General features: G+C 70.4%; 13 protein-coding genes. 2 read left to right on the forward strand and 11 right to left on the reverse strand.

Features of this window, described 5'->3' with window-relative positions; all coding sequences use genetic code 11:
• Nucleotides 1–105: 105 nt before the first annotated feature.
• The 8 genes from QTI51_RS29715 to QTI51_RS29750 form a co-directional block, all read right to left on the reverse strand.
• Nucleotides 106–1,071, reverse strand: coding sequence for a LysR substrate-binding domain-containing protein (locus QTI51_RS29715; RefSeq protein ID WP_116910289.1), 966 nt, complete (start codon nt 1,069–1,071; stop codon nt 106–108).
• Between the two features lie 94 nt (nt 1,072–1,165).
• A complete protein-coding gene (locus QTI51_RS29720; protein ID WP_165840359.1) occupies nt 1,166–3,655 on the reverse strand; it encodes a sensor domain-containing protein in 2,490 nt (829 codons plus the stop codon).
• 241 nt (nt 3,656–3,896) lie between these two features.
• Nucleotides 3,897–5,624, reverse strand: coding sequence for an acetyl/propionyl/methylcrotonyl-CoA carboxylase subunit alpha (locus QTI51_RS29725; RefSeq protein ID WP_116910291.1), 1,728 nt, complete (start codon nt 5,622–5,624; stop codon nt 3,897–3,899).
• A 10-nt stretch (nt 5,625–5,634) separates the two neighbouring features.
• Nucleotides 5,635–7,254 carry a 5-oxoprolinase subunit B/C family protein gene (locus QTI51_RS29730; protein WP_116910292.1) on the reverse strand — a complete coding sequence of 540 codons (1,620 nt, stop codon included), beginning with the start codon at nt 7,252–7,254 and terminating at the stop codon, nt 5,635–5,637.
• A gap of 2 nt (nt 7,255–7,256) precedes the next feature.
• Nucleotides 7,257–8,036: a LamB/YcsF family protein gene (locus QTI51_RS29735; RefSeq protein WP_116910293.1), complete on the reverse strand. Its 780-nt coding sequence runs from the start codon at nt 8,034–8,036 to the stop codon at nt 7,257–7,259.
• An 85-nt stretch (nt 8,037–8,121) separates the two neighbouring features.
• On the reverse strand, nt 8,122–8,808 hold the full coding sequence (pcp, locus tag QTI51_RS29740; RefSeq protein ID WP_116910294.1) for a pyroglutamyl-peptidase I: 687 nt from the start codon (nt 8,806–8,808) through the stop codon (nt 8,122–8,124).
• 10 nt (nt 8,809–8,818) lie between these two features.
• Complete coding sequence (locus QTI51_RS29745) at nt 8,819–9,775, reverse strand: DUF979 domain-containing protein (RefSeq protein ID WP_116910295.1); 957 nt, start codon at nt 9,773–9,775, stop codon at nt 8,819–8,821.
• 2 nt (nt 9,776–9,777) lie between these two features.
• Nucleotides 9,778–10,521, reverse strand: a complete 744-nt coding sequence (locus tag QTI51_RS29750) for a DUF969 domain-containing protein (protein ID WP_116910296.1) — start codon at nt 10,519–10,521, stop codon at nt 9,778–9,780.
• Nucleotides 10,522–10,824: 303 nt separating this feature from the next.
• On the opposite strand from QTI51_RS29750, the gene QTI51_RS29755 reads away from it, so the two are divergent.
• On the forward strand, nt 10,825–11,529 hold the full coding sequence (locus QTI51_RS29755) for a GntR family transcriptional regulator (protein WP_116910297.1): 705 nt from the start codon (nt 10,825–10,827) through the stop codon (nt 11,527–11,529).
• Here the strand turns inward: QTI51_RS29755 and QTI51_RS29760 are convergent, their stop codons facing one another.
• Nucleotides 11,530–11,928 (reverse strand): GNAT family N-acetyltransferase, encoded by a 399-nt coding sequence (locus QTI51_RS29760; protein ID WP_286517121.1) that lies wholly within the window; start codon nt 11,926–11,928, stop codon nt 11,530–11,532. It abuts the gene before it with no gap.
• Nucleotides 11,929–12,111: 183 nt separating this feature from the next.
• Between QTI51_RS29760 and QTI51_RS29765 the strand changes: the two genes are divergently transcribed.
• Nucleotides 12,112–12,744 carry a LysE family translocator gene (locus tag QTI51_RS29765; protein WP_116910299.1) on the forward strand — a complete coding sequence of 211 codons (633 nt, stop codon included), beginning with the start codon at nt 12,112–12,114 and terminating at the stop codon, nt 12,742–12,744.
• Between the two features lie 57 nt (nt 12,745–12,801).
• Here QTI51_RS29765 and recG read toward each other — a convergent pair whose 3' ends face one another.
• Together recG and QTI51_RS39105 are read right to left on the reverse strand one after the other, a co-directional pair.
• Entirely contained in the window at nt 12,802–14,934 is a 2,133-nt protein-coding gene (recG, locus tag QTI51_RS29770; RefSeq protein WP_116910498.1) for an ATP-dependent DNA helicase RecG, read from the reverse strand.
• An 11-nt stretch (nt 14,935–14,945) separates the two neighbouring features.
• Nucleotides 14,946–15,107 (reverse strand): DUF1731 domain-containing protein, encoded by a 162-nt coding sequence (locus QTI51_RS39105; RefSeq protein ID WP_503011555.1) that lies wholly within the window; start codon nt 15,105–15,107, stop codon nt 14,946–14,948.
• Nucleotides 15,108–15,197 lie beyond the last annotated feature (90 nt).

Below are 15,197 nucleotides of genomic sequence, written 5' to 3' on the forward strand. Positions count from 1 at the left end.
AACACCGGAATTCTGAAAGCCGGCAGGCGGCTTCGCAACAGCGAGACTCTATCCCAGCGATCAACGATGCAAAACGCACGGCGCGTAGGCCGACCCCGCAAAGTGCTAGGACAGCCGCTTCACGCCCGGCAGCTCGCACGCATAGATGGCGTTGCGCAGCGCCGCGATGGCCTCGTAGCGCGTGAAGGTGCGCCGCCACGCGAGCACCACGCGGCGCGTGGGCGGCTCGCGGTCCTGCGCGTCGCGCACGGGCAGGTAGCGCACCATCTGCTCGGAGCTGCCGCGGCCCTTGCCCTTGGGCTTGAGCGCCTCGGCCGGCACCGACAGCCGCGGCACCAGCGTCACGCCCATGCCCGAGGCCACCATGTGCTTGATGGTTTCCAGCGACGAGCCCTCGAAGCTCTTGCGGATGCCTTCGGCATTGCTGGAGAAGCGCGCGAACTCCGGGCACACCTCGAGCACGTGGTCGCGAAAGCAGTGGCCCGTGCCCAGCAGCAGCATGGTCTCGCTCTGCAGCTCCTCGGACGTGATCGACTCGCGGTCGGCGAACTTGTGCTTGGTGGGCAGCGCGGCCATGAAGGGCTCGTCGTACAGCGGTGCCATGGCCAGGCCGGTGTCGGGAAAGGGCTCGGCCATGATGGCGCAGTCGATCTCGCCGGCGCGCAGCATCTCCAGCAGCTTGACGGTGAAGTTCTCCTGCAGCACCAGCGGCATCTGCGGCGTGCGCGAGATCACCTGGCGCACCAGGTCGGGCAGCAGGTACGGCCCGATGGTGTAGATCACGCCCAGGTTCAGCGGGCCGGCCAGCGGGTCCTTGCCGCGCTTGGCGATCTCCTTGATGCTGGCGGCCTGGTCGAGCACGCTTTGCGCCTGCTGCACGATCTGCTCGCCCAGCGGCGTGACGGTCACTTCGCCGGCGCTGCGCTCGAAGAGCTTGACCTCCAGCTCGTCCTCCAGCTTCTTGATGGCGACCGAGAGGGTCGGCTGGGAAACGTAGCAGGCCTCGGCCGCCTTGCCGAAGTGCCGTTCGCGGGCTACTGCGACGATGTATTTGAGTTCGGTGAGAGTCATAGCTTGCGTCAATTATGCGCAAGGGGCCCCCGACCGGGCCGGGCCGGGGCCGGAAGGCCCTGCAAAGCGCCGTAACCCTCGGCCCAACCCACGGTCAGCCCACGGCTTCCCTGTCTTCCACGGCTTCCTCCTCTTCCACCATCCCCACCAGCATCGGCGCCGTCATCGGCCGCCCCAGCAAGAAGCCCTGCACCTCCGCGCAGTGGTCTTCGATCAGCGTCTGCAGCTGCCCGTCGGTTTCCACCCCCTCGGCCGTCACCGACAGGCCCAGCGCCTTGCCCAGTGCCAGGATGGCCTTCACCACGTCGCGGCTGCCGTCGCGCTGCTCGATGTCGGCGATGAAGCGGCGGTCGATCTTGATGACGTCGAACGGAAAGCTGCGCAGCGAACTCAGCGACGCGTAGCCGGTGCCGAAGTCGTCGATGGCCAGCTTCACGCCCATGGCCTTGAGCTCGCGCAGCACCAGGCCGGCGCCCTCGGCGTCGTCCATCAGCACGCCCTCGGTGATCTCGATCTCCAGCCGCTCGGGCGCGAGGCCGGCGCTGCGCAACGCGTCCCTCACGCGCTGCACCAGCCGGCCGTCGCGGAACTGCACCGGCGACACGTTCACCGACACGCCGATCTCCGGCCACTGCACCGCGGCCTCGCAGGCGGTCTGCAGCACCCAGTCGCCCAGCGGCAGGATGAGGCCGCTTTTCTCGGCGAGCGGAATGAAGTCGTCCGGCCCGATGCGCCCGCGCTGCGGATGCGCCCAGCGCACCAGCGCCTCGGCGCTGCGGATCGACTGCGTGCGCGTGTCGAAGCGCGGCTGAAAGTCCAGGTAGAACTCGCCGGCCGCGATGCCCAGGCGCATCTCCTCGATCAGCCGGCGGTTGGCCGTGACCCGGTCGTTCATCTCGTTGGCGAAGAAGCAGTAGGTGTTGCGCCCGTTGTGCTTGGAGCGGTAGAGCGCGGTGTCGGCCGAGCGCAGCAGCTCGTCGGGCGTTGTGCCGTCGGCCGGCGACACCGCCACGCCAATCGAAGCACCCACCTCCAGGTCGCCCACGTCGTTGCGAATGGGCGCGCCGATGGCCTCCAGCAGCTGCTGGCAGTAGGCGTCGATTTCCTCGTCGGCGAGGTTGGGCGCGGCAATCACGAACTCGTCGCCGCCGATGCGCGCGGCCAGCTGGTCGCTCTTGAGCGAGCGGCGCAGCCGGTCGGCCACCTCGCCCAGCACCTTGTCGCCCACCGGGTGGCCGTAGGTGTCGTTGATGGGCTTGAAGCGGTCCAGGTCCAGGTACAGCACCACCAGCCGCGCCTGCGGATGCGTGAGCGCGGAGGCCATGAAGGCCGACAGCCGCGTGCGGTTGGGCAGCGAGGTGGCCGCGTCGTGCTGGGCCTGGCGCTGCGCGTCCTCGAAGGCCTGGGCCAGCGCCACGTCGGAGGTGACGTCGCTGGCGAACTTGATGATGCGCGTGAGCTTGCCGTTCAGGTCGTACACCGGGTTGTACGAGGCCTGCAGCCACAGCTCGCGGCCGTCCTTGCCGATGCGCTTGTGCCGCCCCGATACGAACTTGCCCGAGCGCAGCGTCTGCCAGAACTGCGCATAGGCCTCGGTGTCGGCCACGCCGGGCTCCATCAGCATGCGGTGGTGGCGGCCCACCATCTCCTCCAGCGCATAGCCGAAGGTGGCGAGAAAGTTCGCGTTGGCGCCCAGGATGGTGCCGTCCACGCGGAAGGTGATCACGCCCTGCGACTTGTTGATGGCCACGATCTGGCTCTGGAAGTCGGCCTGGCGCAGCTTTTCCTGCGTGGTGTCGGTGGCGTACTTGACCACCTTCAGCACGCGGCCCGCGGGGTCGAAGATCGGGTTGTAGGTGGCCTGCAGCCAGACCTCGCGGCCGTCCTTGCCCAGGCGCCGGTACTCCGCCGCATGGTGCTTGCCGCTGGCCAGCCTGGCCCAGAAGGCGGCGTACTCGGCGCTGCGCGCATGGGCCGCGTCGACGAACATGCGGTGGTGGCGCCCCGCCACCTCGTCCAGCCGGTAGCCCATGGCGTCGAGAAAGCGCGCGTTGGCGTCGAGCACGGTGCCGTCGAGCGCGAACTGCACCACCGCCTGCGACACGTTGATGGCCTCGATCTGGCCGCGGTCGTCAGCGGCCTTGAGCACGCGAGAAGAAATGTCGCTCGAGGTTTCCACCACCTGGCGCACCACGCCGTGGGCGTCGGCGACGGCCGAGTAGAAGGCCTGGATCCAGCGCCGCGTGCCGTCCTTGTGCAGCCGCAGCCGCTCGACGATGCGCTGCTCGCCGCGCAGCACATCGGCCCAGATTCCGGCCCAGTTGCCGTCCCCGTTGTCGCCCCTGTTGCCGTCCCAGTTGTCGGCCAGCCCGTCGCCGGGGCCGATGTCCAGAAGATCGCGCCCCTGCAACTCCTCGGGCGTGTAGCCCCAGGCGCGCAAAAAGTGCCTGTCGGCCCGCAGCACGCGGCCTTGCGCGTCGAGCGTCAGCGTGGAGAAGGCGCTGTCGCGCGCCGCCCCCTCGTTGTCAGGCTCTATGGGGGCCTTGGCCCCGCCCCTCTCCCCATCCGTCCACGCGTCTTGCATCTTGCACACCGGCATTCATCGACCAGAAGAAACTGCACAGAGAGCCATCCCCCCTCGACTTGCCTTCTTGGTTGCCTTGTCGATGCTTGAAGCGATCTATGGATGTGTTGCTCAGAAATGCAGGGAAAAACCCGAAGATCATACGCAGGTTTGAAACAAAAGTTAACCGTTTCGCGGTTGTCGAAAGAGGGAGTGCGGTGCCACCGGCAGCGATGCCGATGGCTGCTCACATCAGCCGACCTCAGCGGATGGTCGCGAGCGTGGCCCCGGCCGCCACGTAGCCGCCCGCCGCGACCGAGAATGCGATGCGCCCCGCGCGGTGCGCGACCACCTGCATTTCCATCTTCATGGCCTCCATCACCGCGACGACGGCGCCCTGCGCCACCTCGTCGCCGTCGGCCACCTTCCAGCCCTGCAGCGTGCCCGACACGGGCGCGGCCACGGCGGCGGCGTCGACTGCCGGCGCATCAGCGGATGCGATGCCCGGCGTTCCCGCGGCGGCTGACAACCCGCTCAGCAGCACCGCCGGCAGGCCCAGCGCCATGCGCTTGCCGTCCACCTCGATCGCGGTGCGCAGCAGCGCGGTGTCGGGCAGCGGGTCCGGGCGCATGGCCGCGGCCTCGCCATTGGCGAAGTCGGTCTCGATCCAGCGCGTGTGCACCTTGAAGGCATCGGCCGAGACGAAGTCCGGGTGCGCCATCACCGCGCGGTGAAACGGCAGCACCGTGGGCAGGCCTTCGATGCGGAACTCCTTCAGCGCACGGCGCGCGCGCGCCATCGCCTGCTCGCGCGTGGCGCCGGTGACGATGAGCTTGGCCATCAGCGAGTCGAAGGTGCCCGGCACCTGCGAGCCCGCGTCCACGCCCGTGTCCACGCGCACGCCCGGGCCCGAGGGCGCGTCGAACACCTTCACCGGCCCCGGCGCCGGCAGAAAGCCGCGCCCCACGTCCTCGGCGTTGATGCGGAACTCGAAGGCATGGCCGCGCGGCGCCGGCGTCTGCGTGATCGACAGCGGCAGCCCTTCGGCGATGCGCAGCTGCTCGATCACCAGGTCGATGCCCGTGGTTTCCTCGGTCACGGGGTGTTCCACCTGCAGCCGCGTGTTCACCTCGAGGAAGGAGATGGCGCCGCTCGCGCTCAGCATGAACTCGACCGTGCCCGCGCCCGTGTAGCCGGCCGCCGCGCAGATGTCGCGTGCCGACTGGTGGATGCGCGCGCGCTGCGCGTCGCTCAGGAAGGGCGCCGGGGCCTCTTCGACCAGCTTCTGGTTGCGCCGCTGCAGCGAGCAGTCGCGCGTGCCGACCACGACCACGTTGCCGTGCGTGTCGGCCAGCACCTGCGCCTCGACGTGGCGCGGGCGGTCCAGGAACTGCTCCACATAGCACTCGCCGCGGCCGAAGGCGGTCACGGCCTCGCGCACCGCCGATTCGTAAAGGCCCTCGACCTCGTCGAGCCGCCACGCCACCTTGATGCCGCGCCCGCCGCCGCCGAAGGCCGCCTTGATGGCGACCGGCAGGCCGTGCGTCTCGGCAAAGGCGAGCACCTCGGCCGCGCTGCCCACCGGGTCGGCCGTGCCGGCCACCAGCGGCGCGCCCACCTTCAGCGCCAGCTTGCGGGCCTGTACCTTGTCGCCCAGCATCGCGATGGCCGCGGGCGAGGGGCCGACCCAGGTGAGGCCGGCGTCGATTACGGCCTGCGCGAACGCGGCGCTTTCCGAGAGAAAGCCGTAGCCGGGGTGCACCGCGTCGGCGCCGCTGCGCCGGGCCACGGCGAGCAGCTTGGCGATATGGAGGTAGGTGTCGGCGGGCTTGTCGCCTTCGAGCCCGTAGGCCTCGTCGGCCATGCGCACGTGCAGCGCGTTCAGGTCGGCGTCGGCGTACACGGCGACCGACTGCACGCCGTGGTCGGCGCAGGCGCGTGCGATGCGCACCGCGATTTCGCCGCGGTTGGCGATCAGGAGTTTTTTCATCGGAAGGCTTTCACGAAATGCCGGAGGCGCCCGGGGCGGCGGGCCCCGGTGCGGCGATGGGGTTGAAGCGGACGCGGGCGTTCACCGGGATCTGCCCCGCGCGGTCCAGGTGGTGGGTGGCGACCGAGGCGATCACCGGGTAGCCGCCGGTCAGCGGATGGTCGGCCAGGAACAGCACGGGCTGCCCGCTGGGCGGCACCTGCAGCGCGCCGCAGGCCGTGCCCTCGCTCGGCAGTTCGGCATGAACGACATTCACGGCGCGCGCCAGCGGCACCTCGCCCGCCAGCCGGATGCCCACGCGGTTCGACTGCGGCGTGACCGCCCACGACTGGCTGCACAGCAGCGCGAGCGCATCGGGCGTGAACCAGTCGGTGCGCGGGCCGAGCACGATGTCGAGCACCACCTCTTGCTGCACCGTGGGCAGGTCCGCCGGCGGCGTTTCCGGCGCGCCGACCAGCGCGCCGGCGGCAACCGCGCGCACGGGCAGCACGTCGCCCGCGGCCACGGCCGGCGGGCCGATGCGCGCCAGCGTGTCGGTCGAGAGGCTGCCGAGCACCGGCGCCACGTCGAAGCCGCCGCGCACCGCCAGGTAGCTGCGGATGCCGGCGCGCGGCTCGCCCAGCGCGAGCACGTCGCCGTCGGCCAGCGCGATCGGCTGGTAGCGCGGCAGCGGCCAGGCCGCGCCGTCGGCGCGGGTGAGCGTGACGGGGCCGTCCGCACCGGCAAGGGCCACCACCGCGTCGCCGCGGCAGGCGAGCTGGAAGCCGCCGTAGGCGATCTCCAGGCAGGCCGTGTCCGACGGGTTGCCCACCAGCCGGTTGGCCGTTTGCAGCGAGCGCCGGTCCATGGCGCCTGAGGCGGACACGCCCTGCTTCGCCTGGCCGTGGCGGCCGCCGTCCTGCAGCAGCGCCTGGAGGCCGGCGGCGCGGATTTCGAAGGCGCTGCCGCCGTTGGCGACCACAGGCTGGGGAACATGAACGGCAGCGGGCGCGGGCACCGCCCGCGGCTGCCCGGTGACGTCCACGAAGCGCACCGTGTCGCCCGGCTGCAAGAGCGCGGGCAGCGCGGGCGCCTCGCGCGACAGGTCCCACATCGGCGCATCCGTGATGCCGATGATCTGCCAGCCGCCCGGGCTGGCCTGCGGATAGACGCCGCTGAAGCTGCCCGCCAGGCCCACCGCGCCGGCGGGGATGCGCGTGCGCGGCACCTGGCGGCGCGGCACGTTCAGGCTCGCGTCGCCGCCGGAAAGGTAGGCGAAGCCGGGCGCGAAGCCGGTGAAGGCCACCGTGTAGTCGCTGCCCGTGTGGCGGCGCACCACTTCTTCGGGCGCGATGCCCAGCAGCCCGGCCACCTCGGCCAGGTCTTCGCCGTCGTAGCGCACCGCAATCTCGATGCGCTTGTCGACGCGCGTCTCGCGGGCGTCGAGGCTGCGCTGGCCGATCTGCCTCACGAGTTCGTCCGCGCCGATGGCCGCCGGGCGGAACGTGACCAGCAGCGTGCGCGCCGCGGGCACCAGTTCTTCGATGCCCGCGATGGGCTCGGCGCGCAGCGAGGCCAGCAGCGCCAGCGTCTGCGGCAGGTCGTCGAGCTCGACCAGCAGCGCATTCAGGTTGACCGGCAGGAAGCGCATCGTCATGCGGCGGCGCTCTCGAGGTTGTCGGCGAAGGGACGGATCGTGACGCCCGCCTGCTCCAGCCGCGCGCGCACCTGGCGCGCCATCTCGACCGCGCCGGGGCTGTCGCCGTGCACGCAGACCGACTCGGCCTCGATGCGCACCGTGCTGCCGTCGATGGCCGTGAGCACGCCGTCGGCGGCCAAACGCAGCATGCGCTCGGCCACTTCGTCGGCGTCGTGCAGCACGGCGCCGGGCTCGCGCCGCGACACCAGCGTGCCCTGGGGCGTGTAGGCGCGGTCGGCGAAGGCCTCGGCCACGGCCCGCAGGCCTTCGGCGCGCGCCCAGCCCAGCAGCGGCGAGCCCGCGAGCGCCACCAGGCACAGCGCGGGGTCGGCCTCTTGCATGGCGGCGATCACGTCGCGCGCCTGGCGCTCGTCGTGGGCGATGGTGTTGTACAGCGCGCCGTGCGGCTTCACGTAGCGCACCGTGGTGCCGGCCGCGGCGGCCAGGCCCTTGAGCGCGCCGATCTGGTAGATCACGTCGGCGCGCAGGTCGGCGCTTTCCACGTCCATGTTGCGCCGCCCGAAGCCCACGAGGTCGCGGTAGGACACGTGCGCGCCGATGGCCACGCCGCGCGCCTTGGCCTGGCGCAGCGTGCGCAGGATGCCGGCCGGGTCGCCCGCGTGGAAGCCGCAGGCCACGTTGGCGCTGCTCACCAGCGACAGCATGGCCGCGTCGTCGCCCATGCGCCACACGCCCAGGCTTTCGCCGAGGTCGCTGTTCAAGTCGATGTTCATCGTTTGTCTTTCCGGCGCGCGGTGTCGGTGTGGGTGTGGGTGTCGGGTCGCGCGCGCCCTGGTGTCAATGTGGGTTCGGTGCGGCTCAGTGCAGCCGGCCGGCGGTCTCGCGCACGTCCTCGCGCACGGTGAGCGCGGTGCGTACGCCCACGCGAAACGCCTCCACCTGCGCGGCCAGCGCCATGCTCGCCACGCCCGGTTTCGGCGCGGCCTGCTCGGGCAGGTACGGCACGTGCACGAAGCCGCCGCGCGTGCGCGCCAGCGCGGGCCGGGTGGCCAGCCGGTGCATCAGCGCATAGAAGATGTGGTTGCACACGAAGGTGCCGGCGCTGTTCGACACGGCCGCGGGCAGCCCGGCGGCGCGCATGTCGCGCACCATGGCCTTGATGGGCAGGCTCGAGAAGTAGGCCGCCGGCCCGCCGGGCACCACCTCGGTGTCGATGGGCTGGTAACCCGCGTTGTCGGGGATGCGCGCGTCGTCGACGTTCAGCGCGGCGCGCTCCATCGAGATTTCGGTGCGCCCGCCCGCCGCCCCGATGCACAGCACCAGCGGCAGCGGCGCCTTCTTCTCCAGGAGGCCCGCCAGCGCCGCATCGAGCGTGTCGATGGCGCGGCCGAACACGCAGGGCAGCTGCAGCGCCTGCACCACCGCGCCTTCGCAGGCCCAGCCGTCGAGCGCGCGGGCAATTTCCCATGCGGGGTTGACCGGGTCGTTCTCGAAGGGCTCGAAGCCCGCGAGCAGCACGCGGGGCGTCTTGGCGGCAGGGGTCATGCGAGGCACCTCAACGGAACATCAGGAAGTACAGCAGGAAGATGTTGACCACCAGCAAGGCGGCGGCGGTCGGCACCTGCACCTTGATCACCGCGTTCTTGTCGGGCAGCTCCAGCAGCGCCGCGGGCACGATGTTGAAGTTGGCCGCCATCGGCGTCATCAGCGTGCCGCAGTAGCCCGAGAACATGCCGATGGCCGCCATCACGGCCGGGTCGCCGTGGTACACGCCCACCAGCACCGGCACGCCCACGCCGCCCGTCATCACCGGGAAGGCCGCGAAGCCGTTGCCCATGATGATGGTGAACAGCGCCATGCCCAGCACGTACACCACCACCGCCACGAAGCGGATGTCCATGTTGATGTAGCTGGTGGTGATGTACGCCACGGCCTTGCCCACGCCCGCGTCGGAAAACACCAGCCCCAGCATGCCCAGCATCTGCGGCAGCACCACGGCCCAGCCCAGCGCGTCGGTCAGGCGGCGCGATTCGCGCAGGCCCTGCACGGGGGTCTCGCGCGTCAGCCAGCAGGCCAGCCCCAGCGCAATGACGCAGCCCACGCCCAGGCTCACCAGCGTGGTGTTCTTGGGATCGAGCAGGAAGGCGTCGCCGATCTTCACCTTGCTCATCAGCACGGTGCCGATCACCGTCACCAGCGGAATCGCCAGGGCCGGCATGAAGAGCTTGTTGCCCAGCCGCCTGGCGCTGGCGGCGTAGTCGGTGGCGGTCGGCTCGCGGTGCTTGCCCGCGCCCACGCCGCGCAGCCCGGCAATGACGGCCATGGCGATGGCGCCCACGCCGACCACGGCCGGCGGCAGCTTGTCGCCGATGAGGAACACCAGCGCATACAGCGCCCAGAAGAGCCCGCTGGTGTAGCGCTTGGGGTGCTGCCTGTCGGTCAGCGTCATGATGGCCGTGACCGCGAGGATCAGGCCGACCAGGATGTACAGGTGCTGGATCGAGAGAATCATGATCAGCGGCCTTCCTGGGTGGCGACGGGCGCGGCGACGGCGTCCTGGGCCTTCTCGCCGGCCATCTCGCGGGCGATCGACTGGTCGAGCCGGCGCAGGCGCCACGAATGGATGATGAAGGCCGCGATGGCCGTCGGAATGCCCCACAGCGCGATGTGCAGCGGCTCCACGTCGATGCCGGCCTCGTGCAGGAAGGTGCTCATCAGCACGATGGCGCCGAAGGCCACGAAGATGTCTTCACCGAAGAACAGGCCCACGTTGTCGGTGGCCGCGGCATAGGCGCGCAGCTTGTGGCGGATGCGCTCGGGCAGCTTGCCGTAGCGGGTCTCGGTGGCGCCTTCGGCCATGGGCGCGAGCAGCGGGCGAACCATTTGCGGGTGGCCGCCCAGGCTGGTGAGGCCCACCGCGGCGGTGAGCTCGCGCGCGGCCAGGTACACGATGAGAAGGCGTCCGGCGGTGGCCGACTTGATGCGGCTGATCCAGTTCTGCGCGTGCTGGCGCAGGCCGTGGCGCTCGAGCAGGCCGATGACGGCCAGCGGCAGAAGAATGATCAGCGGCAGGTTGCGCGTCTTGATGAACCCGCTGCCGATGGCCGTGAGGATGGCCACCGGCCCGAAGCCCGCGGCCGCCGCCGTCGCGATGGCCGTGACGATCACCACCAGCATCGGGTTGAAGCGCAGGATGAAGCCCGCAATGATCACGGCCACGCCGATCAGCGGCCACAAATGAGGGATGTCAGGAGTCATGTTGGTCTTTCGTTATGGAGTCAGAGACACCTTGCGCGGGAGCGCCGGCCTTCCGCTTGATGCAAACCTCGTGCCAATGAATGAGCAATCAAAACTGTTTGAATCACTCATTAATTAGAGATTGTTGAACAATCGTAGTGAGTGTGCCCAACAACAGTGCCACGGTGACCCCATGAAAACCCTGATCGCGGCTGCGTTTGGTGCATCGGGGCCATGGCCTGAAAGCTGCGGCGGACCGGGACGAAACTGCTGCAAACTCGCGGTTCCCCCGGTTACCCGCTCTTCCTTCCTTTCACTTCCGGCATGAATTCACTGGCTTCCCCGACTTCCCCCGCCTCGCCGGCCGCCGGCACGCAGACGCTCAACGACCGGGTGGCCGAGCTGATCCGCCAGAAGATCGTCAAGGGCGAGTTCTCGCCCGGGCAGCGGCTGTCGGAGGCCGCGCTGGCCGACAGCTTCGAGATTTCGCGCAACACCCTGCGCGAGGTGTTCCGCACGCTGACCAAGGAGGGGCTGCTCAAGCACGCACCCAACCGCGGCGTGTTCGTGGCGGTGCCGAGCATCGCGTCGATCATCGACATCTACCGGGTGCGCCGGCTCATCGAATGCCAGGCGCTGGCGCAGGCCTACCCGCGGCACCCGGCCAAGAAGCACATGCGCGAGGCGGTGGAAACGGCGCTGAAGTGCCGCGACGCTGGCGACTGGCTGGGCGTGGGCACGGCCAACATGGAGTTCCACAAGGGCATCGTGGAGCTGGCCGACAGCGAGCGGCTGAACGTGCTGTTCGCGCACATCCTGGTGGAGCTGCGGCTGGCCTTCGGCCTGCTGAAGGACCCGGAGTTCCTGCACGCGCCCTACGTGGACATGAACACCAAGCTGCTCGAGCTCATCGAGGCCGGCAAGTTCGCCGAAGGCTCGGCCTCGCTGAACGACTACCTCATTCACTCCGAGCGCATCGTGCTGGCCGTGTATGCGCGCCAGATGCCCGAGAACGGCCTCGACAACTGATCAGGACAGCTCGAGCTTCATGCCCTCGTGCGTGGCCTCGAAGCCCAGGCGCTCGTAGAAGCGGTGCGCGTCGGTGCGGCGCTTGTCGGTGGTGAGCTGGACCAGCCGGCAGCCCGCGCGCCGGGCGGCCTCGATGGCGAAGCCGATCATCTGCTCGCCGATGTCCTGCCCGCGGTGGGTGGACGCCACGCGCACGCCCTCGATCTGCGCGCGCAACGCGCCCTGGCGGGCCAGCCCCGGAATCACGATGAGCTGCAGGCAGCCGACCACGCCCTCGGGCAGCTCGGCCACCCACACGTCGTTGCCGTGCTGCGCCTCGATCTGCCGCCAGGCCGCTTCATAGAGCGCGCTGTCGCCGGGCTTCTCGCGCGCGGCGCCGAGCACGTCGTCGGCCAGCATCGCGGCGATGGCGGGGAGGTCGGCCTGCACGGCCTTTCGAAAGGTCGGGGACTTCGGCGAGGTCGGGGAAGTCGGAGGGTTCAGGGAGGCCGGGGCCGGTGGCGCGGTCATGGTGCTTGCCTTGTGGTGCGTGTCGGCTGAAATAATGCCTCCTCCCCGCACTGCTCCGCTGACGGATACGCCATGACCTTGTCTGCCTACCTGCTCTTCCTGCCGGCCTGCTTCGCCATCAACATGGCCTTCGGCCCCAACAACCTGCTGTCGGTGACCAACGGCGCGAAGCACGGCGTGTCGCCCGCCGTGGTCGCGGCCAGCGGGCGCATCGTGGCCTTCGCCATCATGATCGCCATCGCCGGGCTGGGCATGGGCGCGGTGCTGGTGGCCTCGGAGATGGCCTTCGACGTCATCAAGTACATCGGCGCGGCCTACCTGGTGTGGATCGGCGTTCGGCTGCTGCGCGCGCCGGCGCCCACGGCCGATGTGCAATCGCGCGAGGCCTCGGCCGTGCCGTCCATGCGCGCGCTGGTGCGCCAGGAGTTCACCGTGGCGGCGGGCAACCCGAAGGCCATCCTGGTGTTCACCGCCTTCTTTCCGCAGTTCGTGGTGCCGGGCGCGTATGCGTCGAGCTACCTGCTGCTGGGCCTGACCTTCCTGGTGTTCGAGGTGGTCGCGATCGCGCTGTACGCCATGCTCGGCGCGCGCATGCGCCGGCTGGCCGACGGCAGCCGCGCGATGCGCTGGTTCAACCGGGTGAGCGGCAGCATGATGGTGGGCTTCGGGCTGATCCTGGCGTTCACGCGCCGGCCGGCGGGTTGAACTTGGCCTGCCGCCGGCCTGAACTTGACCTGCCGCCAGTCGGCGGGCTGAGCCTCTTCAGGCCTTGAGGTATTCGGCCTTGGTGCCGAGCCAGCGGTCGATGTGCCGCTGCGCCAGCTCGGGGTGCTTCTGCAGCATCACCGGCGCCAGCTCGCGCGCCCAGTCGAGCAGCAGGGTGTCGGTGGCCAGGTCGGCAAAGCGCAGCAGCGGCGCGCCCGACTGGCGCGCGCCCAGAAATTCGCCGGGCCCGCGAATCTCGAGGTCGCGCCGCGCGATCTCGAAGCCGTCGCCGGTCTCGGCCATCGCCTTCAGCCGCGCGCGCGCCGCCTCGCCCACGCGCCCGCTGTCGCCCGGCGCGTAGAGCAGCACGCAGGCCGAGGCCGCCGCGCCGCGCCCCACTCGCCCGCGCAGCTGGTGCAGCTGCGACAGGCCGAAGCGCTCGGCATGCTCGATCACCATCAGCGAGGCGTTGGGCACGTCGACGCCCACCTCGATCACGGTGGTGCTCACCAGCACCTGGATCTCGTTGGCGGTGAACGCGGCCATCACCGCCTGCTTCTCGGCCGTGGGCATGCGCGAATGCAGCAGCCCGACCTTCACCGGCTCGCCCAGCGTGCCGGCCAGTTCGTCGCGCGTCTCGGTGGCGTTGCGCAGGTCGACCGCCTCGCTCTCCTCGATCAGCGGGCACACCCAGTACACCTGCCGGCCCTGCCCGATCTGCGACTGGATGCGGTCGATGACCTCGTCGCGCCGGTGGTCGGCCACCAGCTTGGTGACGATGGGCGTGCGGCCCGGCGGCAGCTCGTCGAGCGTGGACACGTCGAGGTCGGCGTAGTAGCTCATGGCGAGCGTGCGCGGGATGGGGGTGGCGCTCATCATCAGCAGGTGGGGCTCGAGGTCGCCGCCGGCCTTGCCGCGCAAAGCGAGACGTTGCGCCACGCCGAAGCGGTGCTGCTCGTCGATGATCGCCAGCGCCAGCTTCCTGAAGCGCACCTTCTCCGAGATGACCGCGTGCGTGCCGATGACCAGCGCGGCCTGGCCGCTTTCCACGGCCGCCGACATCTCGTCGCGCTCCTTCTTCTTCTGGCTGCCCGTGAGCCACGCCACGCGCAGGCCGCGCTCGGCCAGCAGCGGGTCGAGCCAGCCGACGAGCTTGCCGAAATGCTGGGCCGCGAGGATTTCGGTGGGCGCCATCAGCGCGCACTGGAAGCCCGCGTCGATGCAGCGCGCCGCCGCCAGCGCGGCCACCACGGTCTTGCCCGAACCCACGTCGCCCTGCAGCAGGCGGTGCATGGGAATGGGCCGGCCCAGGTCGGCGGTGATTTCTTCGCCCACGCGCTGCTGCGCGCCGGTCAGGCCGAAGGGCAGCACGGCCATCAGCTGCGCATGCAGCGAGGCGGGGAGCGGCTCGGCCGACGAGGGCAGCACCGGCGCGCGCTGCGCCGCGCGCTCCAGCCGCGCCTGCAGCTGCGACAGCTGCTGCGCCAGCAGCTCCTCGGCCTTGATGCGCTGCCACGCCGGGTGGCTGTGGTCTTCCAGCGCGGCCATGGACACGTCGGGCGTCGGGTAGTGCAGGAAGCTCAGCGCGGCGCGCAGGTCCCACGCGCCGCGCAGGCCGATCTGCACCGGAATGGTCTCGTCGAGCACCGAGCGCGCCAGGCCCGAGCGCACCTCGCGGCGCAGCACCGGCTGCGCCAGCCCGGCCACGGTCGAGTACACCGGCGTGAGCGCGTTGGGCAGCGCGGTGCCGGCGGCCTTGACGGTGGGGTGCATCATCTGCCGCCCCACGAAGCCGCCGCGCATCTCGCCGCGCACGCGCACCTTGGCGCCGACCGCCAGCTGCTTCTGCTGCGACGGATAGAAGTTGAAGAAGCGCAGCTCGCAGGTGTCGGAGCCGTCGTCGATGGTGGCAATGAGCTGGCGGCGCGGCCTGAACACGACTTCGCATTCGGTGACCACGCCCTCGACCTGCGCCATGTCGCCGTCGCGCGTGTCGGCCAGCCGCACCACGCGCGTCTCGTCCTCGTAGCGCATCGGCAGGTACAGCGCGAAGTCGATGTCGCGCACCAGGCCGAGCTTGCGCAGCGCGCGCTGCACCAGGCTCAGGCCGGTGCCGGGCGGGCCCGCAGGTGCGGGTGCGGGTGCGGACGCCGCGGCGGTGGCGGTGGACGGGGCTTTCTTGGCGGGCACAGGCAAGGCTTCTAGCGCGGGCGGCAAAGGTCCGTCAAGGCGCTGCGCGCATCAGGGAACGCGAAACGAAAGCCGGTGTGCAACAGCCGCGCCGGCACCACGCGCTGGCCTTCGAGCAGCAGGTCGGCCTGCTCGCCGAGCAGCAGCTTGACGGGCGCGGCGGGCGTGGGCATCCAGCAGGGGCGGTGCAGCACGCCGGCCGCCACGCGCGTGAAGTCTTCCTGGCTCAGCGCGCCGGGCGGTGAAGTTCCAGGCCTGCGCGC

The sequence above is a fragment of the Variovorax sp. J22G73 genome (genome assembly GCF_030317035.1).
Taxonomy (GTDB): domain Bacteria; phylum Pseudomonadota; class Gammaproteobacteria; order Burkholderiales; family Burkholderiaceae_C; genus Variovorax.